Source organism: Geodermatophilus sp. URMC 60 (genome assembly GCF_053502585.1).
This window is the reverse complement of the sequence record NZ_CP199958.1, coordinates 2,143,037-2,169,739: the sequence shown is the minus strand read 5'-3', so window position 1 is coordinate 2,169,739 and position 26,703 is coordinate 2,143,037. Positions and strand designations below refer to the sequence as shown.

Here is a 26,703-nt window from a genome sequence, read left to right as displayed (position 1 = left end):
CGGATCGGGTCAGGGCCGTGGCGCCGATGCGGGCCGAGCGCGCAGGCCCTGGAAGGTCGTGGCGACGAGCGCGTCGGCGAGGTCGTCGGCGGACAGGCCGCCGTCCGGGCGGTACCACTCGGTCAGCGAGTTGACGGTGCCGAACAGCAGGCGGCTGGTGACGGCGGGGTCGACGTCGGGGCGGACGTCTCCCTGCTCCTCCGCCGCCCGGACCAGGTCGGTGACGACGCGGTCGAACTGACGACGTCGCCGGAGGGCCTCCTGTTCGACCGGTGAGTTGCCCCGGACCCGGAGGAGCAGCGTGACGAACGGGAGCTCGGCCGCGAGCACCCCCACGGACCCGCGGACGACGTGCTCGAGCCGGTCGATCGCGGGGCCGGTGGTGGCGCCTGGTTCCTCGGTGACGGCGAACAGGGCGTCCAGCGCGCGGTCGAGGGCCAGCCGCAGGAGCTCGACCTTGCTGGACACGTGGTGGTAGATCGCCGACTTGGTGACGCCGAGCCGCGTGGCCAGCTCGTCCATGCTGGTGGCGTCGTAGCCGCGCTCGTTGAACACCGCGACCGCGATGTCCAGCAGCGAGTCCAGCGAGTGCCCCGGGCGGCCGCGCCGGGTCCGGGCGGGGTCGGCGGTGGACGTCACGCGCGGTCCCGGTTGTCGTAGAGCCGCTTGAGCTTGCCCATCGACCGGGCCAGGGTCTCCGGGTCCACGACGAGCACCTCGATGCTGGTGCCGATCGTGTCCTTGACCGCCTTGGCCACCTCGGCCGCGGCGCCGGCCCGGCGCTCGGCCGGGCAGTCGGGACGCGCCTCGATCCGGCAGGTGAGGTGGTCCATCCGGCCGCGCGTGGTCAGCTCCAGGGCGAAGTGCGGGGAGAGACCGGGGGTCCGGAGGACGATCTCCTCGATCTGCGTGGGGAAGAGGTTCACCCCGCGCAGGATGATCATGTCGTCGGTGCGGCCGGTGATCTTCTCCATCCGCCGCATGCCGGGCCGGGCGGTGCCCGGGAGGAGCCGGGTGAGATCGCGGGTGCGGTAGCGGATGACCGGCATGGCCTCCTTGGTGAGCGAGGTGAAGACCAGCTCCCCCTGCTCTCCCTCGGGCAGCACCTCGCCGGTGAGCGGGTCGATGACCTCGGGGTAGAAGTGGTCCTCCCAGACGTGCAGGCCGTCCTTGGTCTCCACGCACTCCTGCGCGACGCCCGGGCCCATGACCTCGGAGAGGCCGTAGATGTCGACGGCCTGGATGTCGAGCCGGTCCTCCATCTCGCGGCGCATCTGCTCGGTCCACGGCTCGGCGCCGAAGATGCCGATCTCGAGGGAGCTGGCCCTGGGGTCGAGGCCGTGCTTCTCGAACTCGTCGATGACGGTGAGCATGTACGACGGCGTCACCATGATCACCCTCGGCTCGAAGTCGGTGATCAGCTGCACCTGCCTCGGCGTCATGCCGCCGGAGATCGGGATGACGGTGCAGCCCAGCTTCTCGGCGCCGTAGTGCGCACCCAGTCCGCCGGTGAACAGGCCGTACCCGTAGGCGTTGTGCACCTTGTCGCCGGGCCGCCCGCCGGCCGCCCGGATGGAGCGGGCCATGACGGTGGCCCAGGTGTCGAGGTCGCGTTCGGTGTAGCCGACCACCGTGGGCCGGCCGGTCGTGCCCGAGGACGCGTGCACCCGCCGGACCTGCTCCTGGGGGACGGCGAACATGCCGAACGGGTAGTTGTCCCGCAGGTCGGCCTTGCTCGTGGTGGGGAACCGCGCGAGGTCCGACAGCTCCCGGCAGTCGGCGGGGTGCACGCCCGCGGCGTCGAAGGCCTGCCGGTAGTGCGGCACGTTCTCGTAGGCGTGCCGCAACGTCCACTGCAGCCGCTCCAGCTGGAGGGCGCGCAGCTCGTCGACGGACATGCGCTCCACCGGGTCGAGGAGCGCCTCGTCAGGCGGCGCCCCCAGGCGCCGCGTGGTCCCGCTCGTCGCAGCCGTCATGGCCGGTGCCTCCGTGGTGCAGCGTCGTGGCCGGACGGTCGGCGGACGGGACAAGCCCCAAATACCGACCAGATGGTCAGGTAATCAACCCCTCCCCGGTCGCTCTGTCAAGCCCTGCAGGAACCTCCCGGAAGGGACTTGTGCGGTGGGGTGGTGTCGTGCACACTGATTACCGACCATCCGGTCAGTAAATGACCGGTCGCCGTCACACCACCGAGGGGACGAGATGTCCGCGCCCACCCTGGAACGGCCCGCGCCCGACGAGGCCGCGCTGCAGGAGCAGTTCGACGCCACGATCGCCGCCGACCACCGGATCGAGCCGCGGGACTGGATGCCGGAGGGCTACCGCAAGACCTTGGTCCGGCAGGTGGCGCAGCACGCCCACTCGGAGATCATCGGGATGCAGCCGGAGGGTGACTGGCTGCTGGCCGCCCCCAGCCTGCGGCGCAAGTCGGTGCTGCTGGCCAAGGTGCAGGACGAGGCCGGCCACGGCCTGTACCTGTACTCGGCCGCGGAGACCCTCGGCGCCGACCGAGCCGACCTGACCGACAAGCTCATCGAGCAGAAGCAGAAGTACAGCTCGATCTTCAACTACCCGACGCTCAGCTACGCCGACGTCGGCGTCATCGGCTGGCTGGTCGACGGCGCGGCGATCTGCAACCAGGTGCCGCTGTGCCGTTCGAGCTACGGGCCCTACGCCCGGGCGATGATCCGCATCTGCAAGGAGGAGTCCTTCCACCAGCGGCAGGGCTACGAGCTGCTGATGACGATGATGCGCGGCACCGACGAGCAGCGGGCGATGGTGCAGGACGCCGTCGACCGCTGGTGGTGGCCGACGCTGATGATGTTCGGCCCCCCTGACGAGCACAGCCCCAACACCGCGCAGTCGATGGCCTGGGGCATCAAGCGGCACACCAACGACGAGCTGCGGCAGAAGTTCGTCGACATGTCCGTCCCGCAGGCCGAGGTCCTCGGCGTCACGTTCCCCGACCCGGAGCTCGAGTTCGACCCCGAGACCGGCCACTACCGGTTCGGCAAGCTCGACTGGGAGGAGTTCAAGCGGGTCGTCGGCGGCCAGGGCCCGATGAACGCCATCCGCCTCGCCCGCCGGCGCGCGGCCCGCGACGACAACGCCTGGGTGACCGAGGCGGCCACGGCCTACGCCCGCAAGCACGAGGGAGCCGTCGCGTGAGCTCCCCCGACGCGAGGGCGACGACCCAGGGAGCGCCGGCGACCGAGGAGCGGGACGAGGGCGGGGTCGAGCCGACGGGCACCGTCACCGCCGAGGGCGGGCACGGCGCGATCCCGACCGGCCCCGAAGTGCCGGTGGAGCCCCGCCGCCGGGCCGTGAGGCGCGACTGGCCGCTGTACGAGGTGTTCGTCCGCGGCAAGCGCGGGCTCAACCACGTGCACGTCGGCTCGCTGCACGCCCCGGACGACGAGATGGCCATCGACGCCGCACGGGACCTCTACACCCGGCGCAACGAGGGCGTGAGCATCTGGGTGGTCAAGGCCGCCGACATCACCGCGTCGAGCCCCGACGAGAAGGACCCGCTGTTCGCCCCCAGCGGCGACAAGGTCTACCGCCACCCGACCTTCTACGAGATCCCCGAGAACGTCCCGCACATGTGAAGGACCCGCCTCCTCCCCGCCACTCGTTCCTCGCGGCGGGCCCCTGGAGGCGGGCCACCGTCCACCGTTCCAGACGCAAGGAGCGTTCTCGAGTGCACGAGGAGACCGTCTACGAGGCCCTGTCCAACGCCCACGGCGACGAGGGGCACTGGGCCTTCGGCACCGGCTTCGACGAGCCCCTGGCCGGGGTGGACACCACCGTCCCCGACGGCATCGACCCCGACGACCTGGGCACCTACTGCCTGATGCTCGGCGACGACGCGCTCGTGCTCGCGCAGCGGCTGACGCAGTGGATCACCAACGCGCCGGAGCTGGAGGAGGAGGTCGCGATCGGCAACATCGGCCTCGACCTGCTCGGCCAGGCCCGGCTGCTGCTCGCCCGCGCCGGCTCCGTCGGAGTGCTCGGCCGCTCCCGCGGCCTGGCCACCGACTCGATCCCGGACGAGGACGCACTCGCCTACTTCCGCGACGCCGACGAGTTCCGCAGCACCGCGCTCGTCGCGGCGCCGAACGGCGACTTCGCCCGGACGATGAGCAGGCTGCTCGTGGCGGCCTCGGTCCGGCTCGCGGTCTTCGCCCGGCTGCGCGACTCCCGCGACCCGGTGCTCGCCGCGATAGCCGCCAAGGGCGTCAAGGAGCTGACCTACCACCGTGACCACGCGGCACGCTGGGTGGTGCGCCTGGGCGACGGCACGGAGGAGTCCCACCGCCGCGCCCAGGACGGCGTCGAGGCGGTGTGGCCGCTGCTGGCCGACCTGTTCACGGCGACCGAGGTCGAGACCCGACTGGCCGCGGCCGGTGTCGCCGTCGACCCGGCCGGCGTCCGTGACGAGGTGCGCGACGTGCTGACCCAGGTGCTCGAACGGGCCACGCTCTCCGTGCCGGGGTGGCCCGCCGACACCGCGCCCCGGGGCCGTCTCGGGGAGCACGGACCGGAGTTGACCGAGCTGCTCGACACCCTGCAGGGGCTGGCCCGGCAGCACCCGGCGGCGACCTGGTGACCGCCGTGACCCTGCAGCGGGCCACCCGGACCGGTGCCCGGGCCGTGGCCGAGACGGTCACCGACCCCGAACTGCCGATGCTGACCCTCGCCGACCTCGGCGTGCTGCGCGACGTCCGCACGGAGGACGACGGCACCGTCGTCGTCGAGATCACGCCCACCTACTCCGGTTGCCCGGCCATGGGCGTCATGCGCGCGGACCTGCTGCACGCCCTGCACACGGCGGGCTTCCCCGACGTCGACGTCCGCACGGTGCTCTCCCCGGCGTGGACCAGCGACTGGATCAGCGAGGACGGCCGCCGCAAGCTCGCCGCCGGCGGCATCGCCCCGCCCGGGACCGCACCGGTCCACTCCCCCGGCCCCGTCCCGCTGCAGCTCGGACCCACCCGCCGCACCGCCGCCTGCCCGCAGTGCGGCTCCCCCGACACCGTGGAGCAGAGCGAGTTCAGCGCCACCGCCTGCAAGGCCCTGCGCCGCTGCCGCAGCTGCGGCGAGCCGTTCGAGCACTTCAAGGAGATCTGATGACCGCGCCCGCCGAGGCCCCCGCCCGTCCCCGGCGGCGACCGCAGTTCCACCGGCTCACGGTGGCCGAGGTCGAGCGGCTCACCGACGACGCGGTCGCGGTCACCTTCGACGTCCCCGACGAGCTGGCCGAGGACTACCGCTTCAAGCCCGGCCAGGCGCTCACGTTGCGCCGGATCGACGGGGACCGGGACGAGCGCCGCTCCTACTCCATCTGCGCGCCGGTGGGAGCCGCGCCACGGGTCGGCGTCCGCGAGGTCCCCGGGGGCTTCTTCTCCTCCTACCTGGTGCACGAGGTGAAGCCCGGCGACGCGATCGAGGTGCTGCCACCGTCGGGCACCTTCACCGCCGACCTGTCGACGCCGGCCGACCACGTCTTCGTCGTCGCCGGCTCGGGCATCACCCCCGCGCTGTCGCTGGCGGCCAGCGTGCTGCGCGACGGCGAGTCCACCGTGACCGTCTTCTACGGCAACCGGCGCACCAGCACGGTGATGTTCGCCGACGAGCTCGCCGACCTGAAGGACGCCTACGGCACCCGCCTGCAGCTGGTGCACGTGCTCTCCCGCGAGCCGCGCGACGCGGAACTGACCAGCGGGCGGCTCGACGGCGCCCGCCTGCGCGCCCTGGTCGAGAACCTGGTCGAGGCCGAGCGCGTCGACCACTGGTGGCTGTGCGGTCCGCACGGCATGGTCAGCGACGCCCGGGACCTCCTCGCCGAGCTCGGGGTGCCTGCGGAGAAGGTGCACCAGGAGCTGTTCTACGTCGACGACGTCCCGCCGCAGCCGGTCCGCGGCGACGATCAGACCGTCACCGGTCCCAGCAGCCAGGTCACCGTCGTCCTCGACGGCCGCTCCACCACGCTGGCCCTCCCCAAGGACGAGAGCGTGCTCGACTCCGCCCAGCGGGTGCGCTCGGATCTGCCGTTCGCCTGCAAGGGCGGGGTGTGCGGCACCTGCCGGGCGCGGGTCACCGACGGGGAGGTCGAGATGCGGCGCAACTACGCCCTCGAGCCCAAGGAGGTCGAGGCCGGCTACGTGCTGACCTGCCAGACGGTGCCCCTCTCCGACGCCGTCACCGTCGACTTCGACGCCTGACGTCGATGAGCGACCGGGTCCTGCAGGTGGAGCGTCGGCGCGGGGTCGCCACGCTGACGCTCGACTCCGCCGCCAACCGCAACGCGCTCCCGCGGGCGGTGCGCGCCCAGCTGCGCTCGGCGCCGACCGAGGCGATCACCGACGACCCCGTGCGGGTCGTCGTGCTCGACCGCACCGGGCGGGCGTTCTGCTCGGGGATGGACCTGGCCGGGACCGAACGGCTGCTGCGCGCAGTGCGCACCGGACCCCTGGCCGAGGAGTTCCCGGAGCTGCTGACCTCGTCGGCGCGCTTCTTCGCCGGGGAGGAGGGCCAGGAGGGCATCACCGCCTCCCGCGAGAAGCGGCCCGCCCCCTGGGTGCCCGCATGAGACCCGTCCCCGTCGGCGAGTCGGCGGTCCTCGACGTGGTGGTGGCGCCGGACATGACCGTCCGCTTCGACGAGCTGGGTCCCGTCCACCCGGTGTACGCGACCTACTCGATGGCCAAGCACTTCGAGGAGGCCGGACGGAAGCTGCTGCTCCAGTACCTCGAACCGGGTGAGGCCGGCATCGGGCGGTCGGTGTCGGTCGAGCACCTCGGTCCCAGCTGGGTCGGTGACGCCCTCCGGGTGACGGCCCGCTGCGTGGAGGTGCGGGGGAACCGGCTCATCTGCGAGTGCAGCGCCAGTGGCGTCGACGGCCGAGAACTGGGACGCGGAACCACCGTCCAGGCCGTGCTCCCGCTGGAGACGCTGGAGGCGCGGATCGGGCGGGAGGCGCGCGAACGCCTCGGCCGAGCCGGACCGGGCGACCCCTCGCGCGCCGCGGGCTGACCCGGCCACGGTCGGGCGTCGGGGGACGACCGGGCGTTCCCCGAGCGGCGGACGGGCAGCTCGGGGCTGTCGGTCGCGCGAGGCTCCGGGGGACGGCCACGGCGATCTCCTGGTCGGAGGTCGGCACGGGTGACCACGCCGTAGGGGTGTGATCGCGGCACGCGCGTCGAGCGGACGCCGCCACACGGACCGTCACCGGGGGCCGTTGTGCCCACCGCCACACCCCGATACCTTGGCGCCGTCCGATTACTGACCTTTCGGTCAGCAACAGCCCGGTCGCACTCCTGGGGTCCCGATGTCGGCTCGAACGGCCACCGCACCGCCCACCCGTCAGCGGATGAGCTCCGAGGAACGCAAGGTCCTCGCGGGCACCCTCGCCGGCACCACCATCGAGTGGTACGACTTCTTCATCTACGCCCAGGCGGCCGGCCTGGTCCTGGCGCCGCTCTTCCTGGCGCCCGTGAGCGAGGACTCGCCCGGGCTCGCCACGGTCATCTCACTCGCGACCATCGGGATCAGCTTCCTGTTCCGCCCCCTGGGCGCCATCGTCGCCGGGCGCTTCGGCGACCGGCTGGGCCGCAAGAGGATGCTCGTGTTCACCCTCGTGCTGATGGGTGCCGCGACCGCCCTGATCGGCCTGCTCCCGACCTACGGGCAGATCGGCATCGCCGCGCCGGCGCTGCTCGTCCTCCTGCGGGTCCTGCAGGGCTTCTCGGCGGGCGGGGAGTGGGGCGGCGCGGCGCTGATGTCCGTCGAGCACGCACCGGTCGGCCGTCGCGGGTTCTTCGGCGCGTACCCGCAGATCGGCGTGCCGATCGGGATGATCCTCGCGACGGGCGTGCTGTGGGTCCTGAGCACCGTGACGACACCGGAACAGTTCCAGTCGTGGGGCTGGCGGATCCCGTTCCTGCTGTCGGTCGTCCTCATCGTCATCGGCTACCTCATCCGGCGTGCCGTCGAGGAGAGCCCCGTCTTCAAGGAGATGCGGCTGCGCAAGAAGGAGTCGGCAGCTCCGCTGCGCGACCTCTTCCGGCGCAACACCAGGGAGGTCGTCCTCACCGCGCTCATCTTCGTGGCGAACAACGCGGCCGGTTACCTGCTCATCGCGTTCTTCATCGCCTACGCCACCGGGGCCCTGGAGATGCCGCGGGAGTCGGTGCTCCTGGCGACCACGCTGGCCTCGTTCGGCTGGCTGGTCTTCACCATGTACGGCGGCGCGCTGTCCGACCGGATCGGCCGCGTGCGCACCTTCCAGATCGGCTACGCCCTGGTGTTCCTCTGGATGATCCCCATGTTCCTGCTCATCGACACCCGGAACATCTGGCTGTACGGGGTGGCGCTCTTCCTGCTGACCGTCGGTCTCGGGCTCTCCTACGGGCCGATGTCGGCCATGTACGCGGAGATGTTCCCCGTCGCGGTCCGCTACTCCGGCGTGTCCATCGGCTACGCGCTCGGGGCGATCCTGGGGGGCGCCTTCGCCCCGATGATCGCTCAACTCCTCCTGCAGTCGACCGGGTGGTCGGGGTCGGTCGGCATCTACATCATGGCTCTCTGCGTCGTCTCCTTCGTGGCGGTGACCGTCGCCGGGGAGACGAGGGGGAACGACCTGCGGGTCGCCGAGGCCCACGAGCAGTACCTGCGCGAGCACCCGGACGCGGCCGGGGAGCTGGGGCAGCGGCCCTGACTGCCGCCCTCCCCGGACCACGGCGGCCTCGCCGGGTGACGTGTCCGCGGGCGCACGGGTCGCGGACGACCCACCCGTCATGGCGCCGGCCCGGTACGACCCGGGGACCCCGGTCAGGCCCGCGCGGTGACCTCGTCGGCGTCCCCCAGCCCGGCAGCGGCGAGCGCGGCGGGCAGACCCTCGTCGTGGCGCTGGAAGCGGCTGATGACGCCGTCGGCCACGAGGAACCGCGACGCGACGACCGCCCGCCCCCGCCCGGCGCCCGTCGCCGGGTCGGCCCAGGTGGCGTCCTGTTCGACGACGACGGCGCCCCCGGCCCCGCAGAACCAGCGCAGCGAGCGGGCGGTGAACCCCGCCCGGGCCATCCACGGGCCCAGCACCTCGCGGCCCCGCACGCTGCCCCGTGGCCCGACCACCTCGACGTCCGGCGCGCACAGCGCCATGGCGGCCGCGGCGTCGGCGCGGTCCACCGCGTCCAGCCAGGCCTCGACGACCCCGAGCTGTCCGATCACGACGGCGACCGTAGCCCCTGCTCGCATGGAGCGGGCCTCCCGCGGGCACATCGGGGACACATCCGCGAACGACCTCCAGGAGGACCCCGTGACGACCACCCGCACCCGCCGCTGGCGCCTCGCCGCCGCCGGGGTCGCCATCGCCGCGACCTCGTTCACCACCGCCGCGTGCGGCTCCGACACCGTGGACGACGGGGTCGAGCAGGAGGTCGAGGACGCCGGCAACGAGGTCGAGGAGGAGGTCGAGGGCGGCGACCAGGACGGGGACGGCTGACCGCACCGCGTGACCGCCGTCGGCCCGGGGTAGGCGCCCGCCCGTGAGCACCGACGCGACCACCACCTCGGCGAGCCGCGCGCAGCGGCTCGACCGGCTGCCGTTCACCCGCGAGCACGGCCGGCTCGTCGTGGGCTCCGGCCTGGGCTGGGCGCTGGACGCGATGGACGTCGGCCTCATCTCCTTCGTGATGGCCGCGCTCGCCGTCCAGTGGTCGCTGACCCCGACCGAGCTGTCCTGGATCGGCTCGATCGGCTTCGTCGGGATGGCGCTGGGCGCCACGCTCGGCGGGCTGCTGGCCGACCGGATCGGCCGGCGGCAGGTCTTCGCGCTCACCCTTCTGGTGTTCGGCCTGGCCACCGGGGCCGCCGCGCTGGCGTGGTCGGTGGCCTCGCTGCTGGTGTTCCGGTTCCTCATCGGGCTGGGCCTGGGCGCCGAGCTGCCGGTCGCCTCGACGCTGGTCAGCGAGTACGCCCCGGCCCGGGTGCGCGGCCGCGTGGTGGTGGCGCTGGAGGCGTTCTGGGCGGTCGGCTGGCTGCTGGCGGCGCTGATCGGCTACCTCGTCGTCCCGGGCAGCGACGCCGGCTGGCGGTGGGCGCTCGCGCTGGGCGCCGTCCCGGCGGTGTACGCGGTGGTCGTGCGCCGCGGGCTGCCCGAGTCGGTCCGCTTCCTGGAGCTGCGCGGCCGGACCGACGAGGCCGAGGCCGCGGTGCGCCGCTTCGAGTCGGCGGCCGGCGTGCCGCCCGTGCCGTCGGCCCCGGCCCGCCCGGTGCCGGCGCCGGGGCCGGGCGCGCTGTGGGCGGCGGGCTCCCGGCGCCGGACGGCGGCGTTGTGGACCGTCTGGTTCGGCATCAACTTCGCCTACTACGGCGCCTTCATCTGGTTGCCCACGCTGCTGGTGGCCTCGGGCTTCTCGCTGGTGCGCTCCTTCGGCTTCACGCTGCTCATCACGCTGGCCCAGCTGCCCGGTTACGCCGCCGCGGCGCTGTTCATCGAGCGCTGGGGCCGACGGCCGACGCTCGTGGTGTTCCTGGTGGGCTCCGCGGTCGGCGCCGGGCTGTTCGCGCTGGCCGACGGCGACACAGCCGTCCTGGTCACCGGCATGGTGCTGTCGTTCTTCAACCTGGGCGCCTGGGGTGCGGTCTACGCAGTGACGCCGGAGGTCTACCCGACCGCACTGCGCGCCACCGGCGCCGGCGCCGCTGCCGGCTTCGGCCGGATCGCCTCGATCGCCGCACCGCTGTGCGTGCCGCCGCTGCTGTCCGCCGGCGGCAACGGCCTGGTGTTCGGCACCTTCGCCGCCTTCTTCGTGCTCGCCGCGCTGGCCGGCTGGGCGCTGCCCGAGCGCCGCGGCGAGTCGCTCGAGGCCCCTGTCGCCTGACCCGCCCGCTCCCCCACCCGCCCTCGGAGGCAGAAGTTCTTTTGCAAAGGTTCCTTTGCACCCTAGCCTCGAGGGCGTGACCGAGCAGACCCCGCCGACCCCGGCCGTCGACGTCCGCGACGCCCGCACGCTGCGCGCACTGGCCCACCCGCTGCGCGCGACGCTGCTGGCGCTGCTGCGCGCGGAGGGCCCCTCGACCGCCTCCCGGCTCGGTCAGCGGCTCGGCGAGAGCAGCGGCAGCACCAGCTACCACCTGCGCCAGCTGGCCGGTTTCGGCCTGGTCGAGGAGGTGCCCGGCGAGGGCACCGGCCGCGAGCGGTGGTGGCGGGCCCTGCACCGCAGCACCCGCTGGAACACCGAGGACGTCGTCGGCCAACCCGGCGGGCGCGAGGTGGTCGAGGAGCTGACCCACCAGAACCTGGCCACCCAGCGCCGGCTGCTGGCCGCCCACGCCGGGCAGCGCGAGCAGCTCGACGACGCCTGGCGGGACACGACCTCGCTCAACGACTGGGCGCTGCACCTCTCCCCCGCCGCGGCCCGGGCGCTGGTCGACGAGCTCAACGGCGTCGTGGAGCGGTGGCGCGCCGAGCGGGAGGAGCCCGGCCGGCCGCTGGTGCACGTGCTGGTCGACGTCTTCCGGCTCGCGGAGTACCCGTCGTGATCGGCGTCCGCGCCGCCACCCGCCGCTACGTCGGGCTCACCGCGCTGCACTGGCTGCCGGTCGGGCTCAGCGCACCGGTGACCGTGCTGCTGGCCTCCGCCCGGGGGTTGTCCCCCGCCGACATCGGGGTCGTCTTCGCCGTCTACTCCGCCGTGGTCCTGGTCCTCGAGCTCCCCACGGGCGGCCTGGCCGACGCCCTCGGCCACCGGCCGGTGCTGGTGCTCGCCGGCCTGCTCACCACCACCGGGCTGCTCCTCCTGGCCGTCGCCGACAGCACCGCGGCCTTCGCCCTGGCCTGGGCGCTCAAGGGTGTCGGGCGGGCGCTGGACTCCGGGCCGCTGGAGGCCTGGTACGTCGACGCGGTCCGCGCCGCGGACGCCGCGGCCGACGTGACCCCGGGTCTGGCCCGGGCGGGCGCCGCCGACGGAGCAGGCCTGTGCCTGGGCGCCGCGCTCGGCGGGCTGCTGCCACTGCTCGCCGACGGCACGGGCGACGCGGTGCTCGTCCTGCCGGTGCTGGTGGCCGCGGCGCTCGCCCTCGTCTCGGTCGCGGCCGTCGCGGTCCTCGTCGTCCCCCTGGGCACGCGCCGCGGCTCGGGCCCCGCTGCGCTGCGCGCCGGCATGCGCGCCGTGCCCGCCGTCGTCCGCGACACCGCGCGGCTGGTCGCGCGCGACCGCCTGCTGCGGCGGGTGCTTGCCGTCTCGCTGCTGGTCGGGGCCGTGCTGACCACGCTGGAGCTGCTCGGCCCCCTGCACGTCGCCGACCTCACCGGCAGCCGCACCGAGGGCGCCGCGGTCTTCGGTGTCGTCATGGCCGTCTCGTACGCCGCGGCGGGGCTGGGTGCCCTGCTGGCGCCGGCCGTCCGACGGCTGGCCCGCGGCTCGGTGGCGGGCGCGACCACGGGCCTGGCCGTGCTCGGTGCGCTCGCCGTCGCGGCGGTGGCGCTCGCCGGGCCGCTCGCCCTGGGCAGCCTGTTCGCCGTCTTCCACGTGGCCAACGCGGCGGCCTGGCCGCTGTGGAAGCAGGTGCTGCACGGGCAGGTGGGCGCCGGACAGCGGGCCACGGCTCTGTCGGCGTCCTCGCTGGCGCTCCAGGTGGGCGCGCTCGGCGGCACGCTGGGGTTGACGCGGCTGGCCGAGGCGGCGGGTACCGGTGCCGGCTTCCTCGCCGCCGCCGGGGCGCTGCTGCTCGTCGCGCTGGTGTCCCTCGGGCTGCGCCCGCGGCACTCCGCGGCGCCGGTCCCGGGTACACCGGCCGCGCCGGGGGTAGCGGCGGGACATGGCTGAACCCACCCGGAACCTCCTGCAGGGCCTGAAGGTCGCCGTCACCGGCGCCAGCGGCAACGTGGGGACGGCACTGCTGCGTCGGCTCACCGCACCCGGCAGCGGCGTGGCCGAGGTGCGCGGGCTGGTCCGGCGGGAGCCGCCCTCGCTCGCGCCCTACGACGGCGTCCGGTGGTACCTGGCCGACCTCGGCGAGACCCGCAGCGAGCACGAGCTCACCCGCTTCCTCGACGGCGTCGACGCCGTCGTCCACCTGGCCTGGGCGCTCCAGCCGGGCCGGCAGCCCGAGCGGCTGCACCGGGTCAACGTCGACGGCACCCGCCGGCTGGCCCGCGCCGCCGCCGGCGCGGGCGTCGAGCACTTCGTGCACCTGTCCTCGCTGGGCGCCTACGCCGCCGGCGGCGGCGACAGGGAGGTCGCCGAGGACTGGCCGGCCACCGGCATCCCCAGCTCCCAGTACAGCCGCGACAAGTCCCAGGCCGAGCTGGTCGTCCGTGAGCAGTTCGGTTCCCGCGAGGGGACGACGCTGACCGTGGTGCGCCCGACGCTGGTGCTGCAGCCGGAGGCCAGCAGCGAGATCGGCCGCTACTTCCTCGGGCCGCTGCTGTTCGGTGCCGCCCGCCTGCTGCCCGGCGAGGTGGCCAGGCTGCTGCCGCTGCCCCTGCCGTCGCTGCGGGTGCAGTTCGTGCACGCCGACGACGTCGCCGACGCCCTGGTCGCGATGCTCGACCGCCGTGCTGCCGGACCGTTCAACCTCGCCGCCGGGCCGACCTTCGACGCCGACTCCCTCGCCCGCGCCCTGGGCACGGTGCGGGTACCGGTGCCGGCGATCGCGCTGCGGACGGCGCTGTCAGCCGCCTTCCACGCCCGCGTCGTCCCGACCGAGCCCGGCTGGCTCGACCTCGCCCTGCGGGCGCCGGCGCTGGACAGCTCCCGCGCCCGCCGGTTGCTGGACTGGGCGCCGGCCCACCCGGGGGACGAGGTGCTGCGGCAGTTCGTCGCCGCCCTCGGCCGCGGCGAGGGCGCGCCCGGCCCGCTGCTGCAGCCGGCCGGCGGGCCCGAGCGCGACCCCGGCGGCGATCCGGCCAACGTGCCCGGACCACGCCCTTCCTGAGGGCCTCCGACGCCGGGCCGGCCAGCGGGCCGTCCAGGCGCCGACCGAGCGGTCCACCGACGCGAACACCCAGCTCCTCGGCCGGCACCTCGGTGCGGACGGCGACGTCGACCAGTGGGAGGACCCCGTCCCCCTCACCCCTCGCAGGCTGCTCGGGGCGAGCCTCCGGACGGGGCGCCACGAGGGCGGGAGGGTCCTCGCTCAGCCACGCGGCATGCCGGCGTCGCGCAGCAGCCCGCCGCCGATGATCACCCGCTGCACCTCGCTGGTGCCCTCGTAGAGCCGGTAGAGCCGGGCGTCGCGGTAGAAGCGCTCGACCGGCGTCGTCCGCAGGTAACCCAGGCCGCCGTGCACCTGCACCGCGCGGTCGACGGCCCGGCCGACCATCTCCGTGCAGAAGAGCTTCGCCGACGACGGCCCGATCGAGGTGTCCTCACCGGTGTCGTAGCGGGCCGCGACGTCGCGGACCATCGCGCGCCCGGCCAGCAGCTCGGCGTGCATGTCGGCCACCTGCGCCTGCACCAGTTGGAACCGGCCGATGGGGGCGCCGCCCTGTTTGGCGGTCGCGGCGTAGGCCACCGACTCGTCGAGCACCCGCTGCGCCATGCCGACGCAGAGCGCGGCGATGTGCAGCCGCCCGCGGGAGAGCACGGTCAGCGCCTTGGCGTAGCCGCGTCCCTCCTCGCCGATGAGCGCGTCGGCGGGCACCCGGACGTCGTCGAGGAAGACCTCGGCGGTCCAGGCGCCGGCCTGGCCCATCTTCCTGTCCTTGGGCCCGACGGTGACCCCGGGCGTGGTGGCGTCGACGACGAAGCTGGAGATGCCGCGCCCGCCCTTCTCCTCGGGGTCGCTGCGGGCGAAGACGACGAACAGGTCGGCGATGGGCGCGTTGGTGATGTAGCGCTTGGCCCCGTTGAGCACCCAGCCGTCGCCGTCGCGGCGGGCGGTGGTGCGCAGCCCCGCGGGATCGGAGCCGGCCTCGGCCTCGGTGAGCGCGAACGAGCCGATCAGCTCCCCGGAGGCCAGCCGCGGCAGGTGCGCCTTCCTCTGCTCGTCGCTGCCGAACTTCGCGATCACCTGGCCGGCGATGCCGTTGTTGGTGCCGAACAGCGAGCGGAACGCGGGGGTGGTGTAGCCGAACTCGAAGGCCAGCTCGACGTCCTCGGCCATCGTGACGCCCAGGCCACCGTGCTCCTCGGGCAGCGCGTACCCGAACAGGCCCATCTCGGCGGCCCGGGCGCGCAGCTCGTCGGGGATGCCGTCCTCGTCCTCGATCCGTTCCTCGAGCGGGACGACGACCTCCCGCACGAGCTGCCGGACGGCGTCCCTGACCTGGCGGAAGTCCTCGGCGTCCACGCCGCCATGGTGCCGCGCTCCCCGTCCGGCTGCGCGGCGGGTCCCGGCGACACGCCCAGCGCACTGCGCAATCAGCCGAGCACCGTTTGTCGTCACCGTCGTCGGGGCGTTAGCGTCGGTGTACCGCCCGAGACCGCGGCGGTGCGCACCACCTGTCGGAGTACCCGTGCCGCACCTGCAGATCGCCGTGGTCCGCGGGCCGGACCAGGTCGTCGTCCGGCTGACCGGTGACGTCGACGCCCCCGCCGCCGGACGGCTCGACCGGGCTCTGCAGGAGGCCGCCGTGGCCGGGCGCGGAGCCGTCGTCGTGGACGTCGCCGGCGCCCGGTTCCGCGACTCCTCCGGCCTGCGCCTCCTGGCCCTGTTCTCCGACGCACTGATCCCCGTCGGCCGGAGCTGCCGGGTGGTGGGCGCGCCCGCGGCCACCCGACGGCTGGTCCGCTCGGCCGGTCTCGGCGACCGGCTGGAGCTCGACGGGCCCGTGGACGAGGTCGACCCGCGCCCCACCGCCCCGCTGCCCGGGCCGCGGACGCCGTCCCCGGCGCGCCGCGCGGCTCCGCCGTACCAGGGACGGCCCGCGCGGCGCGCCGAGGAGCGGCCGCTCCGGCGACGGGTGCGCCCGGGGACGCTGCGCCGCTGGCGCTGAAGAAGGACCCCGTCCTCCCCTTGGAGGACCCCCTTGCCCCCCGCCACCCGCGAGCTCGCGGCGGGACCTGCACGTGGGCCGCCACCAGAGCTCAGGGCGGGACCCGGGACGGGGCCACTCCGGCGGATCCCCCTCTAGGCCAGCGCGTCGAGCCGGGCCATGTCCTCGTCCGAGAGGCGCAGCCGGGCCGCGCCCAGGTTCTCCGTGAGGTGCTCGACGGACTTGGTCCCGGGGATCGGCAGCACGACCGGCGACTCGTGCAGCAGCCAGGCCAGCGCCACCTGGGACGGCGTCGCGTCGAGCTCCCGGGCGATGTCGGCGACCGGACTGTCCGGCGCGGCCAGGTCACCGGTGGCGATCGGGAACCACGGGATGAAGGCGATGCCGTGCTCGGTGGCGTGGTCCAGGACGTCCTGCGACTGCCGGTTGGTCAGGTTGTAGAGGTTCTGGACGCTGACGATCTCGACGATCGAGCGGGCCTGCTCCAGCTCGGCCACGGAGACCTCGGAGATGCCGATGTGGCGGACCTTGCCCTCGTCCTGCAGCTCCTTGAAGGCGCCGAGCTGGTCGGCCAGCGGCACCTCGGCGTCGATGCGGTGCAGCTGGATCAGGTCGATGCGCTCCAGCCTCAGGGTGCGCAGCGACAGCTCCACCTGCTGCTTGAGGTAGGCCGGGCGGCCGACCGGCGTCCAGATGCCGGGGCCCTGCCGGGTCAGGCCGGCCTTGGTCGCGATGACCAGGCCCTCCGGGTACGGGTGCAGCGCCTCGGCGATCAGCCGCTCGCTGACCACCGGGCCGTAGGAGTCGGCGGTGTCGATGAAGTCCACGCCCTGCTCGACGGCGGCGCGGAGCACCCGGCGGGCGTTCTCCGGGTCGGCCGGCTCGCCCCACACGCCGGGGCCGGGCAGCTGCATGGCCCCGTAGCCGAGGCGGTGGACGGGCAGGTCCCCGCCGATCGAGAAGGTGTCGCTGGGCGCGACGGCGGTCATGCTGCCTCCAGGGGTCGGCCCGCGGCCGGTGCCACGGGGTCTGCCGTCCGCGGCAGCACCCGCAGCGGGCGTTGCTCTTCCAGGATGTGACCGCCGACACAGCGAGGAGGGGCCATGGGCGAGATCGTCGTGCTGCGGCACGGGCAGACCGAGTGGAGCCTCAGCGGCCAGCACACCAGCGTCACGGACCTGCCGCTGCTCCCCGAGGGCGAGGACCAGGCCCGCCGGCTGCGCGGCACGTTCGGGGACCGCCGGTTCGCCGCGGTCTGGGTGAGCCCCCGGCTGCGGGCCCGGCGGACCGCCGAGCTGGCGGGGCTCGTCCCCACCGGTACCGACGAGGACCTCGTGGAGCTCGACTACGGCGGCTACGAGGGCCGGACGACGGCCGAGATCAGCGAGGAGATGGGCCGCACCTGGTCGGTGTGGGTCGACGGCACCGTCCCCGGGGAGACGCCCGGCGAGACCCTGCAGGACGTCGGCGTGCGGGTGGACCGGGTGCTCGACCGCGCGCGGCCGCTGCTCGAGGACGGCGACGTCGCGCTGGTCGCGCACGGGCACGTGCTGCGCATCCTCACCGCCCGCTGGCTGCGGCTCGAGCCCGGTGCGGGGGCCCTCTTCGCACTACCGGCCGGCTCCTACGGCATCCTCGGGCACGAGCACGCCCGGCCGGCACTCACCGGTTGGGGCCTGCACTGACCCGCGCGGCCGGCGGCGGGACGGGCCGGCCGAACAGCCAACCCTGACCGAGGTCGGCGCCGAGCCGGGTGACCTCGTCGGCGATCCGCTCCGTCTCCACGCCCTCGGCCACGACCTGGGCGCCGAGGGCGTGCGCGAGGTCGACGACCGAGCGGACCATCGTGCGCGCACCGTCATCGGGCAGCGACTGCACCAGCGCCCGGCCCAGCTTGACGACGTCGGGCCGGACCGTGGCCATCAGCGAACGGCTCGACCAGCCCGCCGCGACGTCGTCCAGCGCGACCCGCCAGCCCCGCGAGCGGTGGTGCTCGAGCACCGACAGCAGGTGCCCGCGGTCCCTGACCGCCGAGACCTCGCCCACCTCGACGACCAGCCGGGACGGGTCGATGCCGGCGTCCTCCAGGGCCTGCGCGGTGCCGGCCAGGTCCACCCGCGGCCGGTGCACCGACGCCGGGTCGGAGTTGACGAAGAGATCGGCGTCCCCGAGCCAGGGCACCGCGCCGGTGATCGCCGACTCGCGGCCGATGCGGTCCAGCCGGGGCAGCCAGCCGGCGGACTCCGCGACGAAGAAGAGGTCCTCCCCGCCGACCTCCCGGCCGTCGACCGTCCCGCGGAGCAGCGCCTCCTGCGCGACCACGGCCCCGTCGGCCAGCCGGACGATCGGCTGGTACACCGACCACAGCTCCGCCTCTGCCAGCAGGCCGATGTCCGCGGTGACGCCGCGGCGGGCCAGCTCCACGGCGAGCGTGGGGGCGGTGAGCAGCCGCGCGGCCAGGGCCGCTCTCCCGTCCGGCGGATCCGTGGCCACCCGCAGGTCCTCGGCCTCCGCCGTCGTCAGCTCGCGGGCCAGCCGGTGGAACAGCCGGTCGACGCCGCGGCCGCCGTCCTCGTCGTCGAGGTCGAGCAGGTCCGGGGACGCCGACACCGCCAGCCCGAGGACCCGCGCCATCCGCGCCACCTCGGACAGCAGGTGCGCGTCGGGGGTCGCCAGCAGGACCCGGGTGGCTCGCGCGGGGAGGTGCCAGTACTCCCGGCGCCGGAGTCGTCCGTCGGTGCTCGCCACCGCACGAGGATGACCGAGGCGCGCCAGCGCGGTCGACAGGCGCGCTGTCGGCCATGATGGCGTGGGAGCAACGGGGAGTGTCGTGGCGCAGCCCCGAACCGTCGTCGCCGCTCACTTGAATGTCTAAGGTCAACTCATGGTGGTTGTGCAGGAAGCCGGGCCGGTGCGCTCCTCGCGCGGTGGACGCCCCCGTGACCCGAGCCGGGACGGCGTGATCCGGGCGGCCATCCTGCGCCTCCTGGCCGAGGTCGGGTACGGCGCGCTGACGATGGACGCGGTGGCCGCCGAGGCCGGGGTCGGCAAGGCGACCATCTACCGCCGCTGGCGCACCAAGCACGACCTCGTGGTGGACACCCTGTCCGACATCAACCGGGCGATCGCGGTCCCGCCGGACACCGGGTCGGTGGAGACCGACGTGCGGGCGCTCATGGACCTGGTCGTCACGACCGTGCAGAGCCCGGCGGGTGCGGCGATCCGCTCGCTGCTGCCGGCGATGCAGTACCAGCCGGCCCTGGTCGAGGCCTTCCGCAACGGCCCGCTGGCCGTCTGGCGCGGTGCGTTCTCCGCGATGTGGGCCCGGGCCGAGGAGCGCGGCGAGGTGCACGCCGGCATGGACCGTTCGGTGACGGCGGAGGCCATCAGCGCGTTGCTGGTCCAGCGCTGGCTGCTGACCGGCGAGCCGCTGGACAGCGCCTACGTCGACGAGGTGTTCGAGACCGTCGTCCTGCCGCTGCTGCGCAACGCGCGCCCGGCGGCCGGCTGACTCACCAGCCGAGCGTTCCCGGCTCGCCCTTGAAGGGGCCGACGACCTCGTCGGTGATCCAGCCGCCGTAGAAGTCGCCGGCCTGCGCGCGCACGGTCTCGCCGTCGACCAGGGCGCGGTCCACCCGGCTCGGGTAGAAGGCGACCGCACCGCGCAGGTGGGCGTAGCGCTCCACCGGGTCCTCGTAGGACCAGGCCACGCCCGGGTACCGCCGCCCGTCGACGACGGCGTCCCAGTAGGTCGCCGCCCCCTTCCACTCGCACCACGAGCTGCCGGCCGCGCGCTGCAGGACGCCCTCGGCGACGTCCTCCCGCGGGACGTAGTACACCGGCGGGTGGCTGGTCTCGCAGACGCGCACCGCGCGGTCGGTACTCGCGACCACCCGGCCGCCGAGCTCGACCACGACCCGACGCCCGGTCACCTCGGCCGAGGGCGGGCGCGGGTAGTCCCAGACCGACTCCTGACCCGGGCCGGCCGGGTGGGGGCGTGGGTGCCGCACGTCAGTCGTTGCGGTGCCGGACCTTCTGGACCATGACCAGGGTGACCAGCAGACCCAGCGCCCCGACGGCGGCAATGCCGGCCGGCGTCTGCAGGAACTGCTGGACGGCGGCCTGCCCCTTCGACTTCAGTCGCTGGGGGCTGCTCCGGTGGACCAGCTGGTCCAGGGTCGCCGCGAGCGACTCACGGGCGGCGTCGATCTCCAGCTGGATCTGTCGAGGGTCGCGAGGCACGGCCGACAGCCTGCCAGACGGCGCCGTCCGGGGCGCGTTCGTCGACCGGAGGCCACCCGCACGGGCGGCTCGCGGAACCCGGTCGCCGCGCTCCCTATGCTCGGGGGTCACGCGGGAGTGGTGTAACGGCAGCCACGCCAGACTTAGGATCTGGTGCCTTCGGGCGTGGGGGTTCGACTCCCCCCTCCCGCACGACTCAGCCGAGTGCGACCCGGAGCTCCAGCGCCGTGGACGGCCGGCTGGGGTCGTCGTCGTCCACCACGGCCAGCAGGTGCGCCGCACCGTCGCGGACGGCGCGCAGGGCCAGCCCCTCCACCTTGGCCACGCGCCCGTCCACCTCGGGCATCCGGCTGACGTCCAGCACGGCGTCCCCGTCGACCAGCACCAGGGCCGAGGCCACCACGGGCCCGTCGTTGACGGCGTTGGGCGAGTCCTCCGCAGCGGCACTGAGCAACATCCGTCCGTCGGGTAGCGCGATCGCGTCGGTGACCGCGAGCCCGACGCCGGCCACCTCGCCGAGCTCGTGGAACCGCGGCCGGTCGACCGGGACCGACGCGGCGCCCACCCGGCCGAGGACGGCGTCGACCAGACCGGCCAGCGGGACGTCGACGCTGCCCGTGCGCACCCCCGCCGCCAGGTTTCCGCGGTTGAACCAGCGCACGGTGCCGCCGCACCGGGCGGCCCCCTCCAGGTTGAGCTGGTCCGCCGTGAGCCCCAGGCACCGCGCCACCTCCGCGTAGAGCGGCGCGAGCTCCCCCGCCCGTGCGACCGGCTGCCCGTCGTCCAGGCGCACCAGCACGCCGCGCATGCGCCGGTCCGTGGAACCGGAGCCCAGCAGGAGGACCGCCGCCTCGCCGTCCACCTCCGCGGGGCAGGCCACCTCGAGGTCGGGCTTGAGGCGCTTGGTCCCGGCCGCCTCGCTGAACCGGTCGTGCCCCTCCACGGGCGGCACGAGACGGACCGGGCCGACCGAGCCGGACCGCCACCACGCGCCGGACGTCGAGTCGTCCTGGGCGATCAGCCAACCCTCGCCGAGCGGCGCGACGGCGGAGGCCGCGGTGACCGGCGTCCCGTCGTCGAAGTGCAGCGCACGGACGCCGTCCACCGAGATGAGCACACCGCCACTGTGCCTCCGCGAGCTGTTGCCCGCGACCGTGCCGTTCGTCCTGGTCGGCCGCGCGGAGCTGGCGTACCCCGCCCGGCACGGGACGTGTTCGGGAGCGGGTCCGGCCTCGGCGCGACGGTGGCCGACCGGGCGCCGTCGCCGCGGGACGACGATCCACCACCGTTCCCGGGCCAGCGCACCGCGTGAGGGCGCGTCGTTCCGAGAGCGGAATCACAGCCGCGCATCCGTGCAGTTCAGCGGCTTGCTGAGCGTGAGCGACCTTGGACGCCCAGCGACAGGAGCCCGTAGCCTGGTCGGACAGGCCCGTCGCGCAGTGCTGCCCGGCCAGGCCGCTCCTTCCCTGCACGTCAACGACCCCCGTCGGAGCTCATGACCTCCCCGCGCCCCGAGACGACTGACCGAACCGAGCAGATCGAGGACAAGGACAAGCAGCAGGGCGTCCAGCTGAGTGCCACGCAGGTGACCGCCGGTGCCCTGGCCGCGGTGTCCTCGGCTGTGGTGGCCTCCTTCTTCGGCCTCGCCGGCACCCTGATCGGCGCCGCGCTGGCCAGCGTGATCAGCACCGTCAGCGCCGCCCTCTACAGCAACTCCCTGCAAAAGACGAACGAGAAGCTGCGCCGCGCCCGCGGCCAGGTCACCGGCCGCCAGGCGCCGGTCGAGCAGACCAGGGTCGCGCCGGCCGCACCTGCGCCTCCCGCGACCCAGGTCCTGCCCGCCCACCTCGACCCGCGTCGCGCTCCGGCCCGGCGGACCCGGCCCCGGTGGACCAGGGTGGCCGTCTACGCCGCCGCCGTGTTCGTCATGGCCATGGGCGTCGTCACCGGCATCGAGCTCATCGGGCAGCAGCCGGTGTCGGCGCTCGTCGGCGGCACCGAGACGTCCCGGACGACGACGCTCAGCGCACTCACCAACGCGTCGTCGTCCTCCGAGCAGCAGCAGGACGAGGACCCGTCGTCGCCGTCGTCCCCCACCACGACCGCGCCGGCCACCGGGACCAGCTCGCCGACCACCGGTGCCGGCGAGCGCTCGACGTCGGACGAGGACGAGGCCGAGGAGTCCGACGGCGACGAGACCGGGTCGGCGAGGCCGACCCGGTCCTCGCAGGCCGAGCCCACCACCGACAGCGAGCCGACGGGCTCGTCGGACGACGGCAGCTCGCAGGACTCGTCGGAGAACGGCACCTCGCAGGACCCGTCGTCCCAGGACGACGCGCCGCCGGCCGCCGAGGCCGAGCCGACCTCCTGACGCGACGCGGAGACGCCCGCGGCCCCGGTGCGCACCGGGGTCGCGGGCGTCCGTGTGTTCAGGTGCGGACGGCGACCGTCGCGTCGAACCAGGCCTCCAGCTGATCGGCCGCCATCGGGCGGCACACGTAGTAGCCCTGGGCCACGTCGCAGCCCATCGCACCCAGGCTGTCGCAGGTCGCCGCGTCCTCGACGCCCTCGGCGACGGTGGTCAGCCCCAGGTTGTGCCCGAGCTCGACGACCGACCGCACGATGAGCGCGTTGCTCGGGTCGGCCGCCATGGGCGCGACGAACGAGCGGTCGATCTTCAGCTGGTGCACCGGCAGGTCCTTCAGCTGGGCCAGCGAGGTGTAGCCCGCGCCGAAGTCGTCGATGGAGAGGGTGACGCCGCAGCCGGCCAGCCGGGTGAGGATCCGCCGGGCCCGGTCCGGGTCGGCCATGATCGCGCTCTCGGTGACCTCGAGCTCCAGGCAGGACGCCGGCACCTGCCAGTGCGCCAGCAGCTCCTGCACCTCCTCGACGAAGTGCTCGTCCAGCAGGTTGCGCGCGGAGATGTTGACCGCCACGGTGAGCATCCGGCCGGCGTCCCGCCACCGGGCGCACTGCTCGAGCGCGGCGTTCACCACGAACCGGGTCAGCGGCCGGATGAGCGGCGTGTGCTCGGCGAGCGGGATGAAGTCACCCGGCGGGATCAGACCGCGCTGCGGGTGCTGCCAGCGCACCAGCGCCTCGACACCGCACACGTCCGCACCGGGCAGCGCGACCTTGGGCTGGAAGTGCAGGACCAGTTCGCCGTTGTCGATCGCCCGGCGGAGCTGGCCGAGCAGACCCAGCCGCTCGGGGCTGTGGTCGTTGAGCGAGACGTCGTAGACGCACACGCCCAGACCGCGGTCCTTGGCGGAGTACATCGCGATGTCGGCGTTCTGCAGCAGCGACTCGACGCCGTTCCCGTGGGCACCGGACAGCGCGATGCCGATGCTGGCGTCCACGTCGAGCGAGACGCCCTCCACCTCGATGGGCGCCTCCATCGCGATCAGCGCCCGGCCGGCCAGCTGCCGCGCGGACTCCTCGTCCTCGACACTGGCCAGCAGGATGGCGAACTCGTCGCCGCCGAGCCGGGCCACCGTGTCGCTGCCGCGGACCGTGGCCTGCAGCCGGTCGGCCACCGCCTGCAGGACGACGTCGCCGTAGGCGTGGCCGAGGGTGTCGTTGATCTCCTTGAACCGGTCCAGGTCGATGAGCATCAGCCCGACCGCGCCGGCGCCGGGGCCGGCCAGCGCGGCGTCGGCACGCTGGCGCAGCAGGGTGCGGTTGGGCAGGCCGGTCAGCGCGTCGTGCAGCGCCTGCTGCCGGTTCCGCTCGGCCTGCGCGACGGTCTCGCGCCGGCTGCGGGTGAGCACCAGGGTGAACCAGGCGACGAGGGCCAGCCCGACGCCGAACAGCACCGGCGTGGCGACCAGCAGCACCTGCTGCACGGTGCCCATGAAGGCCATCGACTCCCCGGCGTCCTCCCAGTGCTGCTCGGCCGCGGCCCGGATCTGGTCCTCGAGCCGATCGAAGGGCGGGTCGAGGTACATCTCCTCGAACTGCTCGGCGATGGCCGGGTTCCGAGCGGTGGCGTCCAGGAGCTGGTCGACCGCGGTCTCGTAGCGGGCGTGCAGCTGCAACCACTCGTCGACCCGGTGTTCCTCGTCCCCCGCCGCGAGGGCACCCATCTGCTCGATCGCCGTGCGGATGGCCGCGCTGGTCTCCTCGTACTCGGCGAGCAGTTCGGCGTCCGGGTCCAGCGCGAGCTGGTCCACCAGCGACTCCTGCAGCATGAGGCCGCGCTCGGCCTCCCCGGACCACTCCGACACCGCGGCGCTCTCCTGCGCCTCCGCCGCAGCCCAGGCGTTGGCCACCGCGGCGGTCACCGAGAAGGCGGTGAGCACCAGCAGGACGGCGACGAGGCCGGCGGTGGCGGCGTGGGTCGACAGCCGCAGCCGCCCGCCGCGCCGTGCCCGGGGCGTGGGCAGGCCGCGGGAGCCGGTGCGGGTGAGCCAGGAGCTGGGGGGCATGGTCCCTCGTCGTCGCCGCACCCGCCGAGTGCGGGTGACAGGACCGGGATCGGGTGCCGCGAGGGACGGGTGTACGCGACAGCCGCGCTCGTCCCCCGAACGGGTGAGCGCGGTCAGGACCGGCCGAGCAGCTCCGCGACCAGCGGGACCAGCGCGGCGAAGGCCTGGCCGCGGTGGCTGCGCGCGTCCTTCTCGGCCGCCGTCAGCTCCGCCGCGGTGCGCTCCAGCCCGTCCGGCAGGAACACCGGGTCGTAGCCGAAGCCGTTGGAACCCCGCGGCTCGCGGACCACCTGGCCGCGCCAGGACCGCTCGAGCACCCGCTCGGCACCGTCCGGCGTGACGACCGCGGCCGCGCACACGAACGCCCCGCCGCGACGCTCGTCAGGGACGTCGGCCAACTGCCCGAGCAGCAGCGCGGTGTTCGCCGCGTCGTCCCCGTGCCGACCCGACCAGCGCGCCGACAGGACGCCGGGCATCCCGTTGAGCGCGTCCACCGTCAGGCCCGAGTCGTCGGCGACCGCCGGCAGCCCGGTGTACCGAACGGCCTCACGGGCCTTGAGCAGCGCGTTCTCCGCGAACGTCGCGCCGGTCTCCGGCGCCTCCGGGTACTCCGGGACGTCGCGCAGGCCGACCACGGCGACCCCGGGGACGGCGCTCTCCAGCAGCCGCTGCAGCTCGGCGAGCTTGCCGGGGTTGCGGGTGGCCAGGAGCAGCCGGTCGCTCATCGGACGCCGGCCCGCTGCAGCGCGTCGGTCTGGATGCGGGTCAGCTCGGCGCAACCACCGACCGCCAGGTCGAGCAGCGCATCGAGTGTGGCGCGGTCGAAGACGCCGTTCTCCGCGGTGCCCTGGACCTCGACGAAGCTGCCGTCGCCGGTGCAGACGACGTTCATGTCGGTGCCCGCGCGGACGTCCTCCTCGTAGGCCAGGTCCAGCCGCGGCTGACCGTCGACGACGCCGACGCTGACCGCCGCGACCGACTGCACGATCGCGTTCTTCCTGGCCAGCTTCTTCCGCTCACCGAGCCACAAGACCGCATCGGCCAGGGCGACGTAGGCACCGGTGATGGCCGCGGTCCGGGTGCCACCGTCTGCCTGCAGGACGTCGCAGTCGATGGCGACGCTGTTCTCGCCGAGCGCGCCCAGGTCGATCGCGGCGCGCAGCGAGCGACCGATGAGCCGGCTGATCTCGTGGGTGCGCCCGCCGATGCGGCCCTTGACCGACTCGCGGTCACCGCGGGTGTGCGTGGCCCGCGGGAGCATCGCGTACTCGGCGGTGACCCAGCCCAGGCCCGAGCCCTTGCGCCAGCGCGGCACCCCCTCGGTGACGCTGGCCGCGCAGAGCACACGGGTGCGGCCGAACTCGACGAGCACCGAGCCCTCGGCGTGGTCGAGCCAGTTGCGGCTGATCCTCACGGGACGGAGCTGGTCGGCCGCCCGGCCGTCGGGGCGCGGTCTCGCGGCTGCTGCGGTCACGTACGCCGACAGTAGTGCGCCCTCGCGGGGCCGGTCGTGCCGCGGGGTGGACCGGCGCGGGCCTGCAGGGTCTCCCGCCCGGGACGCCGGCAGCGGCTCAGCTCAGCCGGGGACGGCTCCTGGTCGCGGTGCGACCCGGAGGGTCGCGGTGTAATCGCGCCATGCGATCTGAGCTGCGGACGGTCCGGACCGGTGGCGTGCCCACGGTGGTCGACCTCACCGACGAGTGCGCGGAGTTCGTGCGCGCCGAGGGCGACGGCCTCCTGCACGTGTTCGTGCCGCACGCGACCGCGGGCGTGGCGATCATCGAGACCGGCTCCGGCAGCGACGACGACCTGCTGGCCCAGCTCGACGTCCTCCTCCCCCGGGACGAGCGCTGGCGTCACCGGCACGGCAGCAAGGGACACGGCCGCGACCACGTCCTGCCGGCGTTCGTCCCGCCGCACGCGAGCGTCCCGGTGCTGGAGGGCCGGATGCAGCTGGGCACCTGGCAGCGGATCTGCCTGGTCGACACGAACACCGACAACCCGCAGCGGCACGTCCGGCTGTCGTTCGTCACCGGCTGACAGCCCCGGGAGCAGCGCAGCGAGGGACGAGCGAGGAGCGGACCGGGG

The 26,703-nt window shown here is 74.4% G+C and carries 30 protein-coding genes and 1 tRNA gene; 19 read left to right on the top strand and 12 right to left on the bottom strand.

Annotated elements, in window-relative coordinates; genetic code table 11:
* Positions 1-9 precede the first annotated feature (9 nt).
* Together ACWIX3_RS10490 and paaK are read right to left on the bottom strand one after the other, a co-directional pair.
* On the bottom strand, positions 10-639 hold the full coding sequence (locus ACWIX3_RS10490) for a TetR/AcrR family transcriptional regulator (protein ID WP_448612014.1): 630 nt from the start codon (positions 637-639) through the stop codon (positions 10-12).
* Complete coding sequence (gene paaK, locus ACWIX3_RS10485; RefSeq protein WP_448612013.1) at positions 636-1,976, bottom strand: phenylacetate--CoA ligase PaaK; 1,341 nt, start codon at positions 1,974-1,976, stop codon at positions 636-638. The genes ACWIX3_RS10490 and paaK overlap by 4 nt, the downstream gene beginning before the upstream one ends.
* Positions 1,977-2,202: 226 nt before the next feature.
* Between paaK and paaA the strand changes: the two genes are divergently transcribed.
* The 8 genes from paaA to ACWIX3_RS10445 all read left to right on the top strand — a co-directional run bounded on the left by paaA (position 2,203) and on the right by ACWIX3_RS10445 (position 8,719).
* Positions 2,203-3,168 (top strand): 1,2-phenylacetyl-CoA epoxidase subunit PaaA, encoded by a 966-nt coding sequence (gene paaA / locus ACWIX3_RS10480; RefSeq protein WP_448612012.1) that lies wholly within the window; start codon positions 2,203-2,205, stop codon positions 3,166-3,168.
* On the top strand, positions 3,165-3,608 hold the full coding sequence (gene paaB, locus ACWIX3_RS10475) for a 1,2-phenylacetyl-CoA epoxidase subunit PaaB (protein ID WP_448612011.1): 444 nt from the start codon (positions 3,165-3,167) through the stop codon (positions 3,606-3,608). Before paaA ends, paaB begins: the two co-directional genes overlap by 4 nt.
* Before the next feature lie 92 nt (positions 3,609-3,700).
* A complete protein-coding gene (paaC, locus tag ACWIX3_RS10470; protein ID WP_448612010.1) occupies positions 3,701-4,609 on the top strand; it encodes a 1,2-phenylacetyl-CoA epoxidase subunit PaaC in 909 nt (302 codons plus the stop codon).
* A complete protein-coding gene (gene paaD, locus ACWIX3_RS10465; RefSeq protein WP_448612009.1) occupies positions 4,606-5,130 on the top strand; it encodes a 1,2-phenylacetyl-CoA epoxidase subunit PaaD in 525 nt (174 codons plus the stop codon). Before paaC ends, paaD begins: the two co-directional genes overlap by 4 nt.
* On the top strand, positions 5,130-6,224 hold the full coding sequence (gene paaE / locus ACWIX3_RS10460) for a 1,2-phenylacetyl-CoA epoxidase subunit PaaE (protein ID WP_448612008.1): 1,095 nt from the start codon (positions 5,130-5,132) through the stop codon (positions 6,222-6,224). The genes paaD and paaE overlap by 1 nt, the downstream gene beginning before the upstream one ends.
* A 5-nt stretch (positions 6,225-6,229) precedes the next feature.
* Positions 6,230-6,592, top strand: a complete 363-nt coding sequence (locus ACWIX3_RS10455) for an enoyl-CoA hydratase-related protein (RefSeq protein WP_448612007.1) — start codon at positions 6,230-6,232, stop codon at positions 6,590-6,592.
* On the top strand, positions 6,589-7,035 hold the full coding sequence (locus ACWIX3_RS10450) for a thioesterase family protein (protein ID WP_448612006.1): 447 nt from the start codon (positions 6,589-6,591) through the stop codon (positions 7,033-7,035). The genes ACWIX3_RS10455 and ACWIX3_RS10450 overlap by 4 nt, the downstream gene beginning before the upstream one ends.
* Before the next feature lie 337 nt (positions 7,036-7,372).
* A complete protein-coding gene (locus ACWIX3_RS10445) occupies positions 7,373-8,719 on the top strand; it encodes an MFS transporter (protein ID WP_448612005.1) in 1,347 nt (448 codons plus the stop codon).
* A gap of 113 nt (positions 8,720-8,832) precedes the next feature.
* Here ACWIX3_RS10445 and ACWIX3_RS10440 read toward each other — a convergent pair whose 3' ends face one another.
* Positions 8,833-9,231, bottom strand: coding sequence for a nuclear transport factor 2 family protein (locus ACWIX3_RS10440; protein ID WP_448612004.1), 399 nt, complete (start codon positions 9,229-9,231; stop codon positions 8,833-8,835).
* Positions 9,232-9,319: 88 nt separating this feature from the next.
* Here ACWIX3_RS10440 and ACWIX3_RS10435 point away from each other — a divergent pair, with 88 nt between their 5' ends.
* The 5 genes from ACWIX3_RS10435 to ACWIX3_RS10415 all read left to right on the top strand — a co-directional run bounded on the left by ACWIX3_RS10435 (position 9,320) and on the right by ACWIX3_RS10415 (position 13,944).
* A complete protein-coding gene (locus ACWIX3_RS10435) occupies positions 9,320-9,505 on the top strand; it encodes a hypothetical protein (RefSeq protein WP_448612003.1) in 186 nt (61 codons plus the stop codon).
* 43 nt (positions 9,506-9,548) lie between these two features.
* On the top strand, positions 9,549-10,886 hold the full coding sequence (locus tag ACWIX3_RS10430) for an MFS transporter (protein ID WP_448612002.1): 1,338 nt from the start codon (positions 9,549-9,551) through the stop codon (positions 10,884-10,886).
* A 76-nt stretch (positions 10,887-10,962) separates the two neighbouring features.
* A complete protein-coding gene (locus ACWIX3_RS10425) occupies positions 10,963-11,547 on the top strand; it encodes a helix-turn-helix domain-containing protein (protein WP_448612001.1) in 585 nt (194 codons plus the stop codon).
* A complete protein-coding gene (locus tag ACWIX3_RS10420; RefSeq protein WP_448612000.1) occupies positions 11,544-12,833 on the top strand; it encodes an MFS transporter in 1,290 nt (429 codons plus the stop codon). Before ACWIX3_RS10425 ends, ACWIX3_RS10420 begins: the two co-directional genes overlap by 4 nt.
* On the top strand, positions 12,826-13,944 hold the full coding sequence (locus ACWIX3_RS10415) for an NAD-dependent epimerase/dehydratase family protein (protein ID WP_448611999.1): 1,119 nt from the start codon (positions 12,826-12,828) through the stop codon (positions 13,942-13,944). Before ACWIX3_RS10420 ends, ACWIX3_RS10415 begins: the two co-directional genes overlap by 8 nt.
* 201 nt (positions 13,945-14,145) lie before the next feature.
* Here the strand turns inward: ACWIX3_RS10415 and ACWIX3_RS10410 are convergent, their stop codons facing one another.
* Positions 14,146-15,300: an acyl-CoA dehydrogenase family protein gene (locus ACWIX3_RS10410; RefSeq protein ID WP_448611998.1), complete on the bottom strand. Its 1,155-nt coding sequence runs from the start codon at positions 15,298-15,300 to the stop codon at positions 14,146-14,148.
* 166 nt (positions 15,301-15,466) lie between these two features.
* Here ACWIX3_RS10410 and ACWIX3_RS10405 point away from each other — a divergent pair, with 166 nt between their 5' ends.
* Positions 15,467-15,946, top strand: a complete 480-nt coding sequence (locus ACWIX3_RS10405) for an STAS domain-containing protein (RefSeq protein ID WP_448611997.1) — start codon at positions 15,467-15,469, stop codon at positions 15,944-15,946.
* A gap of 134 nt (positions 15,947-16,080) precedes the next feature.
* Here ACWIX3_RS10405 and ACWIX3_RS10400 read toward each other — a convergent pair whose 3' ends face one another.
* Positions 16,081-16,935, bottom strand: a complete 855-nt coding sequence (locus ACWIX3_RS10400; RefSeq protein WP_448611996.1) for an aldo/keto reductase — start codon at positions 16,933-16,935, stop codon at positions 16,081-16,083.
* 114 nt (positions 16,936-17,049) lie between these two features.
* Here ACWIX3_RS10400 and ACWIX3_RS10395 point away from each other — a divergent pair, with 114 nt between their 5' ends.
* Positions 17,050-17,631, top strand: coding sequence for a histidine phosphatase family protein (locus ACWIX3_RS10395; RefSeq protein WP_448611995.1), 582 nt, complete (start codon positions 17,050-17,052; stop codon positions 17,629-17,631).
* On the opposite strand, the gene ACWIX3_RS10390 is transcribed toward ACWIX3_RS10395, so the two are convergent.
* Complete coding sequence (locus tag ACWIX3_RS10390; protein ID WP_448611994.1) at positions 17,609-18,694, bottom strand: EAL domain-containing protein; 1,086 nt, start codon at positions 18,692-18,694, stop codon at positions 17,609-17,611. The two genes, ACWIX3_RS10395 and ACWIX3_RS10390, sit on opposite strands and share 23 nt — an antisense overlap.
* A 136-nt stretch (positions 18,695-18,830) precedes the next feature.
* Between ACWIX3_RS10390 and ACWIX3_RS10385 the strand changes: the two genes are divergently transcribed.
* Positions 18,831-19,457 carry a TetR/AcrR family transcriptional regulator gene (locus ACWIX3_RS10385; RefSeq protein WP_448611993.1) on the top strand — a complete coding sequence of 209 codons (627 nt, stop codon included), beginning with the start codon at positions 18,831-18,833 and terminating at the stop codon, positions 19,455-19,457.
* Between the two features lies 1 nt (position 19,458).
* Here ACWIX3_RS10385 and ACWIX3_RS10380 read toward each other — a convergent pair whose 3' ends face one another.
* Together ACWIX3_RS10380 and ACWIX3_RS10375 are read right to left on the bottom strand one after the other, a co-directional pair.
* Positions 19,459-19,878, bottom strand: a complete 420-nt coding sequence (locus ACWIX3_RS10380) for a DUF427 domain-containing protein (protein WP_448611992.1) — start codon at positions 19,876-19,878, stop codon at positions 19,459-19,461.
* A 79-nt stretch (positions 19,879-19,957) separates the two neighbouring features.
* Complete coding sequence (locus ACWIX3_RS10375; RefSeq protein WP_448611991.1) at positions 19,958-20,188, bottom strand: DUF3618 domain-containing protein; 231 nt, start codon at positions 20,186-20,188, stop codon at positions 19,958-19,960.
* A 111-nt stretch (positions 20,189-20,299) separates the two neighbouring features.
* Here ACWIX3_RS10375 and ACWIX3_RS10370 point away from each other — a divergent pair.
* Positions 20,300-20,380 (top strand) — tRNA-Leu (locus tag ACWIX3_RS10370).
* Between the two features lie 4 nt (positions 20,381-20,384).
* Here the strand turns inward: ACWIX3_RS10370 and ACWIX3_RS10365 are convergent.
* Positions 20,385-21,305: a DUF6910 family protein gene (locus ACWIX3_RS10365; protein ID WP_448611990.1), complete on the bottom strand. Its 921-nt coding sequence runs from the start codon at positions 21,303-21,305 to the stop codon at positions 20,385-20,387.
* 378 nt (positions 21,306-21,683) lie between these two features.
* Between ACWIX3_RS10365 and ACWIX3_RS10360 the strand changes: the two genes are divergently transcribed.
* On the top strand, positions 21,684-22,559 hold the full coding sequence (locus tag ACWIX3_RS10360; RefSeq protein WP_448611989.1) for a hypothetical protein: 876 nt from the start codon (positions 21,684-21,686) through the stop codon (positions 22,557-22,559).
* Positions 22,560-22,617: 58 nt separating this feature from the next.
* Here the strand turns inward: ACWIX3_RS10360 and ACWIX3_RS10355 are convergent, their stop codons facing one another.
* From ACWIX3_RS10355 to rph, 3 genes are all read right to left on the bottom strand, one after another.
* Entirely contained in the window at positions 22,618-24,615 is a 1,998-nt protein-coding gene (locus ACWIX3_RS10355) for a putative bifunctional diguanylate cyclase/phosphodiesterase (RefSeq protein ID WP_448611988.1), read from the bottom strand.
* Between the two features lie 113 nt (positions 24,616-24,728).
* The gene (gene rdgB, locus ACWIX3_RS10350; RefSeq protein ID WP_448611987.1) at positions 24,729-25,340 is read right to left on the bottom strand and encodes an RdgB/HAM1 family non-canonical purine NTP pyrophosphatase; all 612 of its coding nucleotides are present in this window, start codon (positions 25,338-25,340) and stop codon (positions 24,729-24,731) included.
* Positions 25,337-26,089 (bottom strand): ribonuclease PH, encoded by a 753-nt coding sequence (gene rph / locus ACWIX3_RS10345; protein WP_448611986.1) that lies wholly within the window; start codon positions 26,087-26,089, stop codon positions 25,337-25,339. Before rph ends, rdgB begins: the two co-directional genes overlap by 4 nt.
* A 161-nt stretch (positions 26,090-26,250) precedes the next feature.
* Between rph and ACWIX3_RS10340 the strand changes: the two genes are divergently transcribed.
* The gene (locus ACWIX3_RS10340) at positions 26,251-26,655 is read left to right on the top strand and encodes a YjbQ family protein (protein ID WP_448611985.1); all 405 of its coding nucleotides are present in this window, start codon (positions 26,251-26,253) and stop codon (positions 26,653-26,655) included.
* Positions 26,656-26,703: the final 48 nt, after the last annotated feature.

Bases quoted from the DNA above. Each gene is read 5' to 3' on its own strand.
- rdgB (WP_448611987.1), bottom strand. From the start codon at position 25,340: ATGAGCGACCGGCTGCTCCTGGCCACCCGCAACCCCGGCAAGCTCGCC.
- ACWIX3_RS10340 (WP_448611985.1), top strand. From the start codon at position 26,251: ATGCGATCTGAGCTGCGGACGGTCCGGACCGGTGGCGTGCCCACGGTG.
- paaA (WP_448612012.1), top strand. From the start codon at position 2,203: ATGTCCGCGCCCACCCTGGAACGGCCCGCGCCCGACGAGGCCGCGCTG.
- ACWIX3_RS10400 (WP_448611996.1), bottom strand. From the start codon at position 16,935: ATGACCGCCGTCGCGCCCAGCGACACCTTCTCGATCGGCGGGGACCTG.
- ACWIX3_RS10450 (WP_448612006.1), top strand. From the start codon at position 6,589: ATGAGACCCGTCCCCGTCGGCGAGTCGGCGGTCCTCGACGTGGTGGTG.
- ACWIX3_RS10385 (WP_448611993.1), top strand. From the start codon at position 18,831: ATGGTGGTTGTGCAGGAAGCCGGGCCGGTGCGCTCCTCGCGCGGTGGA.
- paaE (WP_448612008.1), top strand. From the start codon at position 5,130: ATGACCGCGCCCGCCGAGGCCCCCGCCCGTCCCCGGCGGCGACCGCAG.
- ACWIX3_RS10355 (WP_448611988.1), bottom strand. From the start codon at position 24,615: ATGCCCCCCAGCTCCTGGCTCACCCGCACCGGCTCCCGCGGCCTGCCC.
- ACWIX3_RS10360 (WP_448611989.1), top strand. From the start codon at position 21,684: ATGACCTCCCCGCGCCCCGAGACGACTGACCGAACCGAGCAGATCGAG.
- paaK (WP_448612013.1), bottom strand. From the start codon at position 1,976: ATGACGGCTGCGACGAGCGGGACCACGCGGCGCCTGGGGGCGCCGCCT.
- ACWIX3_RS10455 (WP_448612007.1), top strand. From the start codon at position 6,230: ATGAGCGACCGGGTCCTGCAGGTGGAGCGTCGGCGCGGGGTCGCCACG.
- ACWIX3_RS10445 (WP_448612005.1), top strand. From the start codon at position 7,373: ATGAGCTCCGAGGAACGCAAGGTCCTCGCGGGCACCCTCGCCGGCACC.
- ACWIX3_RS10415 (WP_448611999.1), top strand. From the start codon at position 12,826: ATGGCTGAACCCACCCGGAACCTCCTGCAGGGCCTGAAGGTCGCCGTC.
- ACWIX3_RS10395 (WP_448611995.1), top strand. From the start codon at position 17,050: ATGGGCGAGATCGTCGTGCTGCGGCACGGGCAGACCGAGTGGAGCCTC.